Genomic DNA, 13326 nt, shown 5'->3' with positions numbered 1-13326 from the left:
CCCTCCCCCTCTGGGGGAGGGCTGGGGTGGGGGCACGCGGCGCTCGATGAAGCACTGCGCCGAACTGGCGCCGCTTGCCCCCATCCCAACCTTCCCCCAAAGGGGGAAAGAGCAAGACAAATCAGCCCGGGAAGTCCTCGCCGCGCAACTCGATCGGCTGCCCGTGCGGCGTGCGGTCGGCCGCGTGATCCCAAGCGTGGCGGTAGCGCGCGAGTTCGTCGCCCGAGCTGGCGCCCTTGCGGGCCACGAGGCCTTCGAGCGCGCCGAGCCAGTGGCGGTAGTAGGTCTCTCCGGTGTCGGGGTCGCCCGCGGCCTGTGCGGCGGCGATCTGCGCAGCAAGCGCCTCGGCCCACTCGACCCAGGTGAACAGGCTGCGCTCGTGCAGCGCCAGCGTCATCGCGAAGGCTTGTGCTTCCCAGGGCTCCTTGAATACCGGGCCGTCGGCATCGCGCGGCATGCCGGGTGCAAGCGCGAGCGGTGGCATGTCGTTCTTCATGCAGTGGGCTCCAGATAACTTTCCCACGCATCGACCGACACCCAGAGGTTCTGGCGCGGCGCCGTGCTGCCCCAGAGTTCGGCCTCGTCGAAGACCACTGTGTAAAGCCACTGCGGCTGTTCGCCCAGGCCTTGCGCATGCGCATCGGCGAACACATGCGCGCCGTGGATGTGTTCGATCGTGCCGCGCTTGTCCTGTACATAGCCCGGAAGCCGCGTGTGATGGTCGACCTTGCCCAGGTGCATGCGCACGGCCTGCCCGACGGCAAAGCGCGCGGGGCCCGGCTCGTGGCGTTCGGTAGGCGAGCCTCTAGCGAGCACCGCCGGCACGTTCGCGGCCTGCAGCACACGGGCGACCGGCGCCGGCGGATGCTTCATCTCGCCGGACGCGATCTCGTCAGGGAAAACCTGCGCGCGCTGCAGCATCAGTTGCTCCAGCGCGTCGAGCCAGATCTGGTAGTAGCTCAGGTCGCGGTAGCTCGGCAGCGTCTCGCGCACGGCGCGGCTTGCATCGATGTTCCAGGAGCCGGTCGCGCCCATCGCCAGCGTGAGGGCCAGCACGCGCGGCTCCCAATCGGCATGGAAGAGTTCGCCCTCGGGCTCGGGCGTGACCGGCCCGAAGCCCGGCTGGCCGCCGAGATCGGCATGCGTGACGTAACTCATGTGGCGCTCCCCGTCGAAGGCGTGTCTGCGAGCCGCGTGCCGATCATCGAATCGCGCGAGACCAGCGTGGCCAGTTCTTCTTCGCTCAATCCCTCGGTGCCGGCGGGGCGCTGCGGAATCACGAGATAGCGCACCTCGGCGGTCGAATCCCACACGCGGATGCGCGTGGTCTCGGGCAGCGTGGTGCCGAAATCGGCCAGCACGCCGCGCGGGTCCTTCACGGCCCGCGACCGGTACGGCGCGCTCTTGTACCAGGTGGGCGGCAAACCGAGCACGGGCCAGGGGTAGCAGCTGCAGAGGGTGCAGACGACCATGTGGTGCTGTTCGTCGGTGTTTTCCACCGCCACCATGTGCTCGCCCTGCCGGCCGGTATAGCCCAGCGAGGCGATGGCAGCCGTGGCATCGGCCATCAGCCAGTCGTGGAACGCCGGGTCGACCCAGGCTCGCGCCACCACCCGAGCGCCGTTGCGCGGGCCGATGCGGGTCTGGTAGGTGTCGATCAGCGCGTCGAGCGCGGCGGGGTCGATGTAGCCCTTCTGCGTGAGCACGCTTTCGAGGGCACGGACCCGCAGGTCCATCTCGCCGAGTTCGCTGTGATCGTGCGCATGATCGTGGCCGTGTTCGTGGCCCTTCGTGGGGTGGTCTTGGCTCATGGCCGCCATGCTAAGCCCGGGCACTTAAAATTCGAAAACCCGCCTCCGAGAGCCCCTCTTGCCATGACCTCCACGCCCACCCGCCCCGTCCGCTCCCAGTACGAAGATTTCATGCGCCACGTGGACACCCACGGCGTGTTCAAGAGCGACCGCACCGGCACCGGCACCAAGAGCGTGTTCGGCCACCAGATGCGCTTCGACCTGAACGAGGGCTTTCCGCTGGTGACCACCAAGAAGGTGCACCTCAAGTCCATCATCCAGGAACTGCTGTGGTTCCTGACCGGGTCGAGCAACAACAACTGGCTCAAGGAACGCGGCGTCACCATCTGGGACGAATGGGCGCGCGAAGACGGTGACCTGGGCCCGGTGTACGGCGTGCAGTGGCGCAGTTGGCCCACGCCCGATGGCGGGCACATCGACCAGATTTCCGACGTCATCAAGACCCTGAAGACCAACCCCGATTCGCGCCGAATCATCGTGAGCGCCTGGAACGTGGCCGAGCTCTCGAAGATGGCGCTGATGCCCTGCCACGCGTTCTTCCAGTTCTACGTGGCGCCGCCGCAGGCCGAGGGCGAGCGCGGCAAGCTGAGCTGCCAGCTCTACCAGCGCAGCGCCGACATCTTCCTGGGCGTGCCGTTCAACATCGCGAGTTACGCGCTGCTCACGCACATGGTCGCGCAGCAATGCGACCTCGACGTGGGCGACTTCATCTGGACCGGCGGCGATTGCCACATCTACAGCAACCACGCCGAGCAGGTGAAGCTGCAGCTGAGCCGCGATCCGTACCCGTATCCCACGCTGAACATCAAGCGCAAGCCCGACTCGATCTTCGACTACCAGTACGAGGACTTCGAGGTGCTCGACTACAAGCACGGCGATCCCATCAAGGCGCCAGTGGCAGTGTGAGCGACATGAGCGAGCCCCGCATCAACCTCATCTACGCCCGCGCCGCCAACGGCGTCATCGGCGCCAACGGCGCGATCCCCTGGCACCTGCCCGAGGACATGGCGCACTTCAAGCAGCAGACCGCCGGCGCGCCGGTGATCATGGGCCGCAAGACCTGGGACTCGTTGCCGCCGCGCTTTCGCCCGCTGCCGGGACGACAGAACATCGTGGTCACGCGGCAGGCCGACTGGCGTGCCGAGGGTGCAGTTGCGGTGGGCAATCTGCGCGACGCGCTCTCGCTCTGTGCAAAGGCGGCATCGCCCGAGGTGTGGGTGATCGGCGGCGCGCAGATCTACGCCGAGGCCGAGCCGCTGGCACAACGCGCAGTCGTGACCGAAATCGCGCGCGACTACGAAGGCGATGCGCATGCGCCCGTGCTCGATGGCGCGGCATGGCGCGAGACGCAGCGCGAATCGCATGTCTCGGCCAAGGATGGCCTGGCCTTCAGCTTCGCGACCTACGAACGCATCGCACCCACGCGTGCATGAGTGACGAACGCCCTGCCCCGTTGCCCGCGCCGCCACTGAAGCGCCGGTCCGTGGTGATGGGCGCGGCCTTGCTTGCAGGCCTCGCGCCACTGCAGGCGCTGCAGGCCGCCGAACCGCTCGAACCCGACGAAGAAGCGCTCTTCATGCCCGGCACGGCGCGCCCCACCGACGATGGCCGGATCGAGGTCGATATCCACGCCTGGATCTTCGAGCGCGAACGGCGCTGGGGCCTGGACGCCGCGCTGGCGCGCTACCTCGGGCTGAACCTCAAGAAGCTCTCGCCCACGGCGCGGTTGCGCTTCAACCAGCGCACCGCGCTGTTCCATGCGGAGTCCGAAGAAGGCAAGCTGATCGACGTCGTCTTCGACGGCACGCAGACCCGCGTGAAGATGCCGGCCTCGGCCGCGGACGGCCGCACCAACCTGCGCGTGGTGGTCGATGCGCCGCGCACCGCGGCGCCGGTGCAGTGGCTGCAGTTCCACGGCGTGACGGGGCCGGGCGAACTGCTGCACCGCTTCAGGGGCCAGGCGCTGGTCGTGCCGGCGGAGGGCGTGTCGGTCATCTCGGACATCGACGACACCATCAAGCGCACGCAGGTGCGCGACCGGCGCGAGATGCTGCTGAACACCTTCGCGCGGCGCTTCGAGGCGGCGCCCCGCATGGCGGCGTACTACCGCGCGCTGGCGCAGGTGCCCGACACGCGCTTCCACTACCTCTCGGCGAGCCCGATGCAGCTCTATCCAGCGCTCGCGGATTTCGTTCGCGACAACGACTTTCCCGCCGGCAGCATGCACCTGCGCGAGAGCACCACGTGGCGCACGCTGATCCCCGGCGCCGAAGATTCGCGCGCGCACAAGCTCGGCGTGATCGGCCGGCTGCTCACCGAATTTCCGCGACGCCGCTTCGTGCTGGTGGGCGATTCGGGCGAGGCCGACCCGGAGATCTACGCGCAGGTGTACCGCGCCAACCCGCAGCGCATCGACAGCATCGTGATCCGCGACGTGACCGACGAAGGCCGCCTCTCCGATCGCTACCGCGCGACCTTCGAAGGCATCGATCCGGTGCGCTGGCACATCCTCACGTCCGACACCACCGCCTGGCCGCTGCAAGCCAGCAAATAGCTTGCTGCAGTGCAGCGGCAAACGGTTGCGCCCGCATTGCACGCTCAAAGTGAAAACTTCAGTACACGCGTCAAAAGGACATGCCTGCCGCAGGGATTAACCACAGCTAATTGTTTGTGCGCAAAATGTCCGGACCGCCATCAAGACAAGGAGACGGCTCATGTCCATGGAGTTTCTTCGGGTGATCTCCGAGCAGAGATTGCCCTATGTCGTCCACACGGCCGCAGACATCGACAGGCTGCGCGTGCTGCGTGCGGCCGACCTGGTCACCGCATTCATCCCGCCTTCCGAGCGTGCGCCCGATGAGCGTGCAATACGCCAGCTCGCGCAGGTCGAATCGATCACCGCCAAGGGCAAGCTGGCGTTGAACAAAGCCACGTCGGCATTCATCGAGTTGTGAATTCGCAGCCCTTTCGTCAGGGCTGCGCACCTTCCAGCGGATGGCTTGTCGCATACCGCTCCAGAAACACATACAGCACCATTCCCCCGGCCAACGGCAACAGGTAGTAGAGCGCGCGATACGCGAGCACCGCACCCATCAGCGCGCCCTGCTTCACGCTGCCCGAGAGCAGCGCGAGGTAGACGGCTTCGAGCACACCGAGCCCCGCGGGAATCGGCGTGATCACACCGACGATCGATGCGGCCAGCAGCACGCTCAGCGTGGTCGCGTACGGCACCTGCTGGCCGAGCAGCAGATACATCGCCGAACCCATCAACGCCCAGTTCGCAGCCGACAGCCCCAGCTGCACCAAGGCAAGCCGCGCGGTGGGCAGCTTGAGTCGCCGGCTCCTCACGCGCCATTCGCGTCCGCGCAGGACGGCGCAGGCCACGACATAGGCCACGGCCAAAAGGATCATCACGACGCCGATCGCACGCAGCGCCCCCGGCCCGATGGGCGCGCGGCTCGGCGGCGCGATGGCGCCCGCCGCGAACAGGCCACCCGCGAGCAGCCCGTAGCCAAGCCAGTTGGTGGCGAGGCTGAGCCCGACGACCTGCGCCACGGTGGCCTCGTCCAGGCCCGCGCGCGCATACAGGCGCGCACGCATCGCAATGCCGCCCACCAACGAGCCGAGGTTGAGATTGAAGGCGTAGCTGGTGACCGCGATCGCCCATGTGCGCCAGCGCGGCAATGCATGGCGCGTGTGGCGCCGGCCGATCAGGTCGAAGCAGCCGTACAGCGCATGGCTGGCCGTGGCGAGGCCCAGCACGCCGAGCAGCAGCCACGGCGAGTAGCGCTGCAGCGCATGCCAGGCGCCGGCCCAGTCCACCTTGTGCGCATGCGACAGCAGGAGGCCGAGGACGGCGATGCCGACCAGCGGCAGCATCCAGCGGCGGCTGCGTTGCCAGAGCGACGCGGCCGGCGTGGGCGCGTCGACGTCATCGACGGTGGCTGCGGTGCCGTTCATGGGCGCGATCCGTAGCCGCTGCGTCAGGATTTCTTCTCTTCCGGCTTCTTTTCTTCCGCCGGGCCTTGCTCGTGGAGCTTGCGGTTGCCCACCTTCTTCATCATTTCCTCGCCTTCGGTGTCCCGTCCGTCGCTGGGCACGGACTCTTCCTGCGTGATCTCGGGCTCCTCATGAGCGGGCGCTTTGGAATTCATGGGCATCTCCTGTTGAACGCCCGAGTTTCCGGATGTGCGGCGCGCGGCTCGCCAGTCGCCGGCGATGCGGCGTGCAGGACATTGCCCCTAGTTGCGTCGCCTCAGGCGTTGCTGACGAGCTGCCACAGCCCCTCGGCCACCGGCGTCATCGCAGCGAGCTGCCGATAGAGGCGGATGTCCACCGGCACCCGCCAGCCGCCCGCGCCGGCATCCACCAGCGCGCCGCTGCGCAGGTCGTCCGCCACCAGGCTCATCGGCAGCCACGCCAGGCCACGGCCTTCGAGCGCCATGGTCCTGAGCAGCGCGGCATGGTGCGCCGTGAAGACCACCGGGAGGGACGACGCGAAGCCCTTGCCGAACTCGCTGTCCTGGATCGACCGCATGATCCGCCCGAGACCCGACGCCTCGCTGTACGCCAGCACCGAAGGCGCACGGTCCGCGCCCAGCGCGTGCTGCGGCGCGCCATTCGCATCGGGGGCCGCGACCGGCACCAGCACGTCGTCGCTGAGGCGCTGCACCGGGTACTGCGCTTCGTCGAGCCGCCCGGGCGCACCGGCATGGCCGTGGCACAGCACGAACTGCACGCGGCGCTGCAGCATCAGGTCTTCGCAGGCCTGCGAACTGTCGGAGATGGTCTGGATCGGCCCCATGCTCAGCCGCGCTTCCACGCTGCCCAGCCAGCGCGGGAAGAAGGTGAGCGAGAGCACGTGCGTGGCGGCGAAGCTCAGGCTCGCCGCGTCCAGGTCGTGCGCGTCACGCGCCTCGACACGGGCCGCCTGCAGGCCGGCCAGCACCTCCTGCAGCAGGGGCTGGAAGCGCTTGCCCGCCGCGGTCAGCGCGACCGGGTGCGCGCTGCGGTCGAACAGGTCGACGCCCACCCACTCCTCCAGCGCGCGGATGTGTCGGCTGAACGCGGGTTGGGCGATGGAACGCGCCTCTGCCGCGCGCGAGAAATTGCCGGTCTCGGCCAGGGCCTGGAAGTCTTCCAGCCATTCGAGATCGAGGGGTCGGTTGCCAGGGCCCATGTGCGGCGCAGTTGAATGAATAGTTGTATGCGTTTCGAGTATTGGACGGTGCAGGCCCCGCCGGAAAAAGATGAACGCCTTCCTGCACCTTGAACCACGGCGGAGATTCTCCCCCACCCTCCTCATGAAAATCGTCGACATCCTCGAATCCACGCGTCCCATCAAGTCGGACATCCGCAACGCCTACATCGACTTCTCGAAGATGACCCTGAGCCTCGTGGCCGTAGTCACCGACGTGATCCGCGACGGCAGGCCGGTGATCGGCTATGGCTTCAATTCGAACGGCCGCTACGGCCAGGGCGGCCTGATCCGCGAGCGCTTCCTGCCGCGGCTGCTGGAGGCCGAACCGGCATCGCTCCTCGACGAGACCGGCGAGAACCTCGATCCGCACAAGATCTGGGCCCGCATGATGATCAACGAGAAGCCCGGCGGCCATGGCGAGCGCTCGGTAGCCGTGGGCACGATCGACATGGCCGTGTGGGATGCGGTTGCCAAGATCGCCGGCAAGCCGCTCTATCAGTTGCTCGCCGAACGCTACGGCAACGGCACGCCCGACCCGCGCGTGTTCGTCTATGCGGCGGGCGGCTACTACTACCCCGGCAAGGGCGTCGAGGGCCTGCAGCGCGAGATGACCAGCTACCTGGAGCGCGGCTATTCGGTCGTGAAGATGAAGATCGGCGGCGCCACGCTCGCACAGGATTGCGAGCGCATCGAGTCGGTGCTGAAGATCCTCGGCCCCGGCCAGCAGCTGGCGGTGGATGCCAACGGCCGCTTCGACCTGCCCACGGCCATCGACTACGGCCGTGCGCTGTCGCAGTACCCACTCTTCTGGTACGAGGAAGCCGGCGATCCGCTCGACTACGAACTCCAGGCGAAGCTCGGCGAGGTGTACGCGGGCCCGATGGCCACGGGCGAGAACCTGTTCTCGATGCAGGACGCGCGCAACCTCATCCGCCACGGCGGCATGCGGCCCGACCGCGACTGGCTGCAGTTCGACTGCGCGCTGAGCTACGGCCTGGTCGAATATCTGCGCACACTGGAGATGCTGAAGGAATATGGCTGGTCGCCCTCGCGCTGCATTCCGCACGGCGGTCACCAGATGTCGCTGGCCATCGCCGCGGGCCTCGGCCTCGGCGGCAACGAGAGCTACCCCGACCTGTTCCAGCCCTACGGCGGATTCCCCGACGGCGTGAAGGTGCAGGACGGCTACGTCACGCTCCCGCCGCTGCCGGGCATCGGCTTCGAAGGCAAGGCCGACCTCATCGCGGAAATGCGCGCACTGGCCAGCTAGCGGCGTCGCGGCTCAGCCGATGCGCCAGGCTTGCGTCCACAGGGCCAGGCCATCGAGCATTTCGTCGAGCGCCTCCTCGTTCGAGCGCCCACTGCGCTTGGGCACGCTGAACGAGTGATCGGCGTCTTCGATTTCCATCGACGTGGCCAGTGGTCCGAGGCCATGAAGCACAGGCCGCATCTGCTCGGGCTCCGCCAGCTTGTCGCGCGTGCCGTGCACGAACAGCATCGGCACCTCGACCTCGTACAGGTGGGCGGCGCGGTCGATGGAAGGGGCTCCCGACGGGTGAAGCGGGAAGCCGAGAAAGACCAGTCCCTCGACGCCCTGCATCGGATCGAGCGCCTGGGCCTGCGACGTCATCCGGCCGCCGAACGACTTGCCGCCGGCGAACAGGCGAACCCCGTCGAAATGTTGCGCGGCGCACCGAACGGCCGCTCGCACGGTGGCGTGGGCGAGTGCCGGCGAGTCCACGCGCTTCAGGCCTTTTTCCATGTACGGGAACTGATAGCGCAGCGTCGCGATGCGCCGTTGCGCAAGGCCCGCAGCGACGGCGTTCATGAACGGATGCGCCATGCCCGCGCCCGCACCGTGCGCCAGCACGAGGCAGGCTTCAGCATCCGTCGGCGCGACCGCCAGGGCCGAGACGTCGATACCGGATGCGACGGAGATTGCGATCTGCATTGTTTTCAAGGTGAAGTCCCGATCCTCGGCCATGGACGCATTCGGTTGTTCAAGCAACGAGGCTCTCGCGGCGCTTCTGTTCCAACTGGCGCCGGCGTTCCGCCACGGCGAGCGTCCTGGCCTTGTCGTAGCCATGCTCCGCCACTGAGAACGCCTTGCTCACCGAGCCCTTTGCCGCGCTGTAGGTGATGGCCATCCAGTAGCCCGGATGCTCGGACCGGGGCGCCTTGAAAGTGACGCCGGCGACGCCGCTGCGGTTGTTCTTCCGGACGATCTCGGATGGCGAGCGTTTCGGCAAAAGCCCTGCGGTCGGGCGCACAGGCGCGTTGCGGATCGCCTCTTCGGCGGGATGCACCTTCGCCAGCCCGGACATCTGGCCCAGCTGCCGCTCGCGCTCCCGGATCGCCATCGACCGCGCGACACCGCTCTGGCCATCCACGACAAACAACGCCCGCAGGATCTGGTCGCGAGCGATGTAGGTCCTGGCGAGCCACCCCAGCATCTTTCCGTTGGCCGACAGCAGGCGGAACACTCCGGGCACGCCGGTCTTGTTGTTGGGCCGGATCTTCTCGGCCCGGGAGCGGCGCGTGGCCGGCGGCAGGCTTTTCACTATCGCATCGCGCCACTGCTGCGCGTGCATGAGCGCCTGCGGGACGCCGCCGTAGCTGGCCCAGCCGAACGCCGCACGATGCCGCGCACCGGCCCTGACGATCGACACCTCGAAACCCCAGGGTCGGCTGTAGATTCCATACATATCGGCCGGATTCGGAACACCTTTTGGCATGCGTTGAACAGTGCGAAGTCGTGTGTCGGGTTGCTTATCGTAATAACGGGCTGGCGAGCAGCGCTTAGGGGGCTCCGGCATCGGCGCTCACGGCAACCACCCCAATACCGTCGGAGCCGTCCGAGCAAACCCCGTCCTTTCGACAGGGGGATGGCTAAACAATTCCCGACAACAGCGGATAGATTGCCAGTTCACCCAAGGACGTGAATGCGGCAAACGGAGGGATTCGGTCCTGTTCTGCAATGCCGCTCGGCACGACAGTGGACAATGAACGGCCCGTTTCCGACGGGCTTCGCCGCCACCACAATGGCGATTCCTTACTCGCAGCGCCACTTCAACCCATGAAACAGCCTGAACCCACTTCATTCGACGCTCTGATGTCCCAAGGCATGGCTGCAAGCCAAGCGAACGACGGCGCGCAAGCCGTCGAGTGGTTCCAGAAAGCCAGCGCAACCGAACCGGGCGCAGCCTTGCCGCAGTTCCTGCTCGGCGCTGAATTTGCGGCGTTGGGCCACATGGACCAAGCCGAGGCGGCGTTCGCCAATGCAACCTTGCTGGCACCGGGATTCCCGATGGCACGCTACCAACTGGGCCTCCTGCAGTTCAGTTCGGGGCGGGCCGCCATGGCCCTGTTGACTTGGCAACCGCTTCTCGACCTGCCCGCCACCGACCCGTTGCCGCATTTCGTGAAAGGATTTGCGGCGCTTGCACAGGATCACTTCGAAGAGGCTCTGCGCCACTACCAGCAAGGCCTGGTACTCAACACCACGAACGAAGCGCTGTCCGGAGACATTGAAAAAGTCATCTCGGGCATCCGCGCACTGGTTCCGGGTACGCCCCAGACCCCGGACGCTTCGGACACTTCGGACACTTCGGACAACCATGTGCTACTGGCGAACTATCAACAGCAGGGACGAGCGCATTGACGCTTCAGCGCGTCCTTCACGGCCAGCACACGCTTCATGATCGATCCGTCCAATCAACTGGCCGCACTGATTCGCGCCCAGTTCGCAGCACAGCTCAAGGCCCAGGGCAGGCATCGCTCGCCCGCAGGACAGGAGGCCGATTCACATCCCGCGCGAACGGCGCACACCGAAGAAAAGGGCTTCGCCCCTGCCGGTGATCAGCCACGGGCCGATGCTGGAGACGGCGAGGCACAGATCCGGCAGCTGGTGGCATTGCGGGTTCGCGCCCTGTCGCCCAACGATCCACAACGGCAGAGAAAGGCATTCCGGCTTTTTCTCGAATCCGTCCTGATGCAGGAACTCGGCCGCGACCGGCTCGACAACAAAGGCTTCGATCAAATGGTCGATGCGGTCCTGCAGCGCATGGAGAGCGATGCAGGATTGAGCGCGGCGCTGCATGAAGCGGGCGAGCTTCTTCTCAGCGAAGCGGCACCGCCCCCCGCCTCTGCGCGTCAAACCTGATCGGACGGGAAGAGATCGGCCATGTCGCCTCCCAGAGGCGCGGCCCTGCCCCCGAACACCCGTCGGGCGAAGCGCTGCAGGTCTTTGGCATCCTTGATTTCGCCGCTCAGCAATGCCTGCGCGTACCTGCCTGACAGATTGCTCTTGTCGAGCCGCAGCGCAAGCTCCGAATGCTCCTCGGCCTCCTGCCGCAGCGACTGCATGGCCAGCACGACTGCCAGACCGCCGTGGCTCTCGGCAAAATTCCGGTCCAATGCGAGCGCGGTATCGAAGCTTGCGCGTGCACCGGGAAGATCGCCCTGCAGTATCTGCGTCCACCCCAGGCCGTGCCAGGTGCCTATGTGGGCCGCCATCGCCGATGTCGCTTGCCTGAAGGCGCTGTAGGCGGCCGCCAGGTCGCCAGCCAGCAATGCCGCAAAACCTCGCGTTGACCACGCCCGTCCGTCACCCGGCTGGCGCTGCAGGGCCGCATCGGCCAACTGGCCCGCACGCACCGCATCGCGCGCGGCAAGTGCGACGGAAGCCTGCGCCACCAGCGCTTCGACGGGATGATCGACCGGAGCGCCGCTTCCCAGGCTGATGCCGGACCAGCGCTGCGCAGCGCCAAAATCCGATGCATCGATCGCGATCAGGCTGGCGACACCGGCCGCCTGGGCGTCGAGCACACCCTGCTGTTCGGCAGCGTGTGCCCATGCCATCGCCCGGTCGAGTTGGTTGTCGTGGTGCAGCGCGCGCAGCCAGAGTTGCTGCAGCGCACGGGTCGCCGCGACGGGGAGGTCGCGAGGTTGGGACGTGGCCCCGGCCGACGCCTCGAGCGTCGGTGCCAGCCGTGCCACGCAGTCCGCATGGTGGCCTCGCCGGAACGCGATGAAGGCCAGGTTGTGGAGCAGCACCTCGGCAAAGCCGGAGGGTGGCTCGGGCGTCTTCTCCAAAGCCTCGAGAACGCCGAGCGCTTCGTCATAGCGCTGCTGCGCAAGCCAGAAATCACCCTCGCGCAGTTGCCACGCGAGCGGCTCGGATTTCAGGGTCTGCCCATGCTGCAGATGAAAGCGCGCGCGCTCCCATTCACCGCACGAAAGTGCCGTCTCGAAGGCGTCGATCAACAAGGGGCCGTTCGAGGGATCTTCCCGCAGAAAGCCCTCGAGTCTGCCCAGGCGTTGGCGCACTGCAGCAAGGCGGCTGTCGTCGGACGAGGCGGAGACTATGGAAGGTGTGGTCGAGTCTGTCATGAGAAAAAAATAGAGATGTTTGCTCGGTGCTGGCGTGTGTCACCAGGACACGTCGCAGCGTGCATCCTTGCGGAGCAGTTCGCGCAACCGCGACAGGCCCTCCCGATGCAACTGCGAAACGCGCCCGCGCGTGATGTTCATGGATCTGGCGATCTCGTCGAACGGGATCTCCTGCAGATAGTGGTAGCGGATCACCGTTTTCTGCCGCTCGCCCAATTGGTCCACCAAGCCGCGCAAGACCGCGTGCAACTGCAGGATCTCGGATTTTCGAAAATAGCTGACCTCCGGCGAAGCGACATGGTCATTGTTGTCGAAGGCCTCGGCATCCACCATGCCCGTGCCTTCGAGCAGGACACCCAGCGCAATCCCGATGCCGACCTCCGCCAGGTACCGAAACAGCTTGTCTGCACCCGGGGCCTTGTCATCGACGATGCTTGCGTTGTCGCCGGCAACCTCCGCCGAGGCGGCCTCCTTGACGGCCTCGAGCCGCTCCCGCCGCAGGCGCATCTGGGCGCTGATCTGCTGATTCTTCTCGGTGAGACGTGTCAGCCCGTTGAGAACGGCGCCCTGCACGCGCCTCGCCGCGAAGGTCTTGAACCGAGCCCCCCGATCGGGATCGAAACGGTCGACGGCCTCAAGCAATCCGATACGTGCCAACTGCAGGTAGTCCTCGAACTCCACGTCGTTGTGGGTGCGGCGTCCGTAGACCATCGCCGCCATCATCCGTGCATAGGGCAGATAGTGATCGATCAGTTGTTCGCGAGCACCTTCGTCGCCCTGCCTGCGCCAGCGAAGCCAGAGCGAGGCCATGGGATCCGGCGCCTCCGGGAGCTCTCCCAGGATCTTTCCGGTCTCGGCCTCGAGGTCCGGGAAAGGCTGGAGCAACGCTGGCGGCGCTGGACTCAGGCGAGGCATGGTCATGCG

General features: G+C 66.7%; 17 protein-coding genes. 7 read left to right on the top strand and 10 right to left on the bottom strand.

Translation table 11 applies throughout. From position 1 onward, the window contains the following. Window positions 1-121: 121 nt before the first annotated feature. From GNX71_RS09630 to nthA, 3 genes are read right to left on the bottom strand one after another with little or no spacing between them, the layout of a single operon-like run. Window positions 122-496, bottom strand: a complete 375-nt coding sequence (locus tag GNX71_RS09630; RefSeq protein WP_206178106.1) for a nitrile hydratase accessory protein — start codon at window positions 494-496, stop codon at window positions 122-124. Continuing rightward, entirely contained in the window at window positions 493-1158 is a 666-nt protein-coding gene (nthB, locus tag GNX71_RS09625) for a nitrile hydratase subunit beta (RefSeq protein WP_206178105.1), read from the bottom strand. The genes GNX71_RS09630 and nthB overlap by 4 nt, the downstream gene beginning before the upstream one ends. Then, a complete protein-coding gene (nthA, locus tag GNX71_RS09620) occupies window positions 1155-1811 on the bottom strand; it encodes a nitrile hydratase subunit alpha (RefSeq protein ID WP_206178104.1) in 657 nt (218 codons plus the stop codon). Before nthA ends, nthB begins: the two co-directional genes overlap by 4 nt. A 63-nt stretch (window positions 1812-1874) precedes the next feature. Here nthA and GNX71_RS09615 point away from each other — a divergent pair, with 63 nt between their 5' ends. The 4 genes from GNX71_RS09615 to GNX71_RS09600 all read left to right on the top strand — a co-directional run bounded on the left by GNX71_RS09615 (window position 1875) and on the right by GNX71_RS09600 (window position 4765). Then, entirely contained in the window at window positions 1875-2717 is an 843-nt protein-coding gene (locus GNX71_RS09615; protein WP_013540263.1) for a thymidylate synthase, read from the top strand. 5 nt (window positions 2718-2722) lie between these two features. Then, window positions 2723-3244: a dihydrofolate reductase gene (locus tag GNX71_RS09610; protein WP_206178103.1), complete on the top strand. Its 522-nt coding sequence runs from the start codon at window positions 2723-2725 to the stop codon at window positions 3242-3244. Then, window positions 3241-4365 (top strand): App1 family protein, encoded by a 1125-nt coding sequence (locus GNX71_RS09605; protein WP_206178102.1) that lies wholly within the window; start codon window positions 3241-3243, stop codon window positions 4363-4365. Before GNX71_RS09610 ends, GNX71_RS09605 begins: the two co-directional genes overlap by 4 nt. Before the next feature lie 160 nt (window positions 4366-4525). After that, window positions 4526-4765, top strand: a complete 240-nt coding sequence (locus GNX71_RS09600; protein ID WP_206178101.1) for a hypothetical protein — start codon at window positions 4526-4528, stop codon at window positions 4763-4765. Window positions 4766-4781: 16 nt separating this feature from the next. On the opposite strand, the gene GNX71_RS09595 is transcribed toward GNX71_RS09600, so the two are convergent. The 3 genes from GNX71_RS09595 to GNX71_RS09585 form a co-directional block, all read right to left on the bottom strand. Then, window positions 4782-5771 carry a lysylphosphatidylglycerol synthase domain-containing protein gene (locus tag GNX71_RS09595; RefSeq protein WP_206178100.1) on the bottom strand — a complete coding sequence of 330 codons (990 nt, stop codon included), beginning with the start codon at window positions 5769-5771 and terminating at the stop codon, window positions 4782-4784. A gap of 23 nt (window positions 5772-5794) precedes the next feature. Further along, window positions 5795-5965, bottom strand: coding sequence for a hypothetical protein (locus GNX71_RS09590; RefSeq protein WP_206179830.1), 171 nt, complete (start codon window positions 5963-5965; stop codon window positions 5795-5797). A gap of 101 nt (window positions 5966-6066) precedes the next feature. Further along, window positions 6067-6990 (bottom strand): LysR family transcriptional regulator, encoded by a 924-nt coding sequence (locus GNX71_RS09585; RefSeq protein ID WP_206178099.1) that lies wholly within the window; start codon window positions 6988-6990, stop codon window positions 6067-6069. Between the two features lie 124 nt (window positions 6991-7114). On the opposite strand from GNX71_RS09585, the gene GNX71_RS09580 reads away from it, so the two are divergent. After that, window positions 7115-8281, top strand: coding sequence for a mandelate racemase/muconate lactonizing enzyme family protein (locus tag GNX71_RS09580; RefSeq protein ID WP_206178098.1), 1167 nt, complete (start codon window positions 7115-7117; stop codon window positions 8279-8281). A gap of 12 nt (window positions 8282-8293) precedes the next feature. Here the strand turns inward: GNX71_RS09580 and GNX71_RS09575 are convergent, their stop codons facing one another. Together GNX71_RS09575 and GNX71_RS09570 are read right to left on the bottom strand one after the other, a co-directional pair. Continuing rightward, complete coding sequence (locus tag GNX71_RS09575) at window positions 8294-8962, bottom strand: alpha/beta family hydrolase (RefSeq protein ID WP_241027214.1); 669 nt, start codon at window positions 8960-8962, stop codon at window positions 8294-8296. Window positions 8963-9011: 49 nt separating this feature from the next. Then, window positions 9012-9746, bottom strand: a complete 735-nt coding sequence (locus GNX71_RS09570) for an AP2 domain-containing protein (RefSeq protein WP_241027213.1) — start codon at window positions 9744-9746, stop codon at window positions 9012-9014. 341 nt (window positions 9747-10087) lie between these two features. Here GNX71_RS09570 and GNX71_RS09565 point away from each other — a divergent pair, with 341 nt between their 5' ends. Both GNX71_RS09565 and GNX71_RS09560 read left to right on the top strand, forming a co-directional pair. After that, window positions 10088-10672 carry a tetratricopeptide repeat protein gene (locus GNX71_RS09565; RefSeq protein WP_206178096.1) on the top strand — a complete coding sequence of 195 codons (585 nt, stop codon included), beginning with the start codon at window positions 10088-10090 and terminating at the stop codon, window positions 10670-10672. Window positions 10673-10708: 36 nt separating this feature from the next. Then, window positions 10709-11173: a hypothetical protein gene (locus tag GNX71_RS09560; RefSeq protein ID WP_206178095.1), complete on the top strand. Its 465-nt coding sequence runs from the start codon at window positions 10709-10711 to the stop codon at window positions 11171-11173. Here GNX71_RS09560 and GNX71_RS09555 read toward each other — a convergent pair. Together GNX71_RS09555 and GNX71_RS09550 are read right to left on the bottom strand one after the other, a co-directional pair. Next, complete coding sequence (locus tag GNX71_RS09555) at window positions 11164-12402, bottom strand: hypothetical protein (protein WP_206178094.1); 1239 nt, start codon at window positions 12400-12402, stop codon at window positions 11164-11166. The two genes, GNX71_RS09560 and GNX71_RS09555, sit on opposite strands and share 10 nt — an antisense overlap. Before the next feature lie 39 nt (window positions 12403-12441). Further along, window positions 12442-13323: a sigma-70 family RNA polymerase sigma factor gene (locus GNX71_RS09550; protein ID WP_241027212.1), complete on the bottom strand. Its 882-nt coding sequence runs from the start codon at window positions 13321-13323 to the stop codon at window positions 12442-12444. Between the last annotated feature and the right edge of the window lie 3 nt (window positions 13324-13326).

Origin of the sequence: Variovorax sp. RKNM96, from assembly GCF_017161115.1 — a bacterium.
Classification (GTDB): Bacteria; Pseudomonadota; Gammaproteobacteria; order Burkholderiales; family Burkholderiaceae_C; genus Variovorax.
The sequence above is the reverse complement of the archived record's forward strand: the minus strand, read 5'-3'. Positions and strand labels throughout refer to the sequence as shown.

What these genes read in the sequence shown, in the direction of transcription:
- GNX71_RS09630 (WP_206178106.1), bottom strand. Translation starts at nt 496, where the DNA reads ATGAAGAACGACATGCCACCGCTCGCGCTTGCACCCGGCATGCCGCGC.
- nthB (WP_206178105.1), bottom strand. Translation starts at nt 1,158, where the DNA reads ATGAGTTACGTCACGCATGCCGATCTCGGCGGCCAGCCGGGCTTCGGG.
- nthA (WP_206178104.1), bottom strand. Translation starts at nt 1,811, where the DNA reads ATGAGCCAAGACCACCCCACGAAGGGCCACGAACACGGCCACGATCAT.
- GNX71_RS09615 (WP_013540263.1), top strand. Translation starts at nt 1,875, where the DNA reads ATGACCTCCACGCCCACCCGCCCCGTCCGCTCCCAGTACGAAGATTTC.
- GNX71_RS09610 (WP_206178103.1), top strand. Translation starts at nt 2,723, where the DNA reads ATGAGCGAGCCCCGCATCAACCTCATCTACGCCCGCGCCGCCAACGGC.
- GNX71_RS09605 (WP_206178102.1), top strand. Translation starts at nt 3,241, where the DNA reads ATGAGTGACGAACGCCCTGCCCCGTTGCCCGCGCCGCCACTGAAGCGC.
- GNX71_RS09600 (WP_206178101.1), top strand. Translation starts at nt 4,526, where the DNA reads ATGTCCATGGAGTTTCTTCGGGTGATCTCCGAGCAGAGATTGCCCTAT.
- GNX71_RS09595 (WP_206178100.1), bottom strand. Translation starts at nt 5,771, where the DNA reads ATGAACGGCACCGCAGCCACCGTCGATGACGTCGACGCGCCCACGCCG.
- GNX71_RS09590 (WP_206179830.1), bottom strand. Translation starts at nt 5,965, where the DNA reads ATGAATTCCAAAGCGCCCGCTCATGAGGAGCCCGAGATCACGCAGGAA.
- GNX71_RS09585 (WP_206178099.1), bottom strand. Translation starts at nt 6,990, where the DNA reads ATGGGCCCTGGCAACCGACCCCTCGATCTCGAATGGCTGGAAGACTTC.
- GNX71_RS09580 (WP_206178098.1), top strand. Translation starts at nt 7,115, where the DNA reads ATGAAAATCGTCGACATCCTCGAATCCACGCGTCCCATCAAGTCGGAC.
- GNX71_RS09575 (WP_241027214.1), bottom strand. Translation starts at nt 8,962, where the DNA reads ATGCAGATCGCAATCTCCGTCGCATCCGGTATCGACGTCTCGGCCCTG.
- GNX71_RS09570 (WP_241027213.1), bottom strand. Translation starts at nt 9,746, where the DNA reads ATGCCAAAAGGTGTTCCGAATCCGGCCGATATGTATGGAATCTACAGC.
- GNX71_RS09565 (WP_206178096.1), top strand. Translation starts at nt 10,088, where the DNA reads ATGAAACAGCCTGAACCCACTTCATTCGACGCTCTGATGTCCCAAGGC.
- GNX71_RS09560 (WP_206178095.1), top strand. Translation starts at nt 10,709, where the DNA reads ATGATCGATCCGTCCAATCAACTGGCCGCACTGATTCGCGCCCAGTTC.
- GNX71_RS09555 (WP_206178094.1), bottom strand. Translation starts at nt 12,402, where the DNA reads ATGACAGACTCGACCACACCTTCCATAGTCTCCGCCTCGTCCGACGAC.
- GNX71_RS09550 (WP_241027212.1), bottom strand. Translation starts at nt 13,323, where the DNA reads ATGACCATGCCTCGCCTGAGTCCAGCGCCGCCAGCGTTGCTCCAGCCT.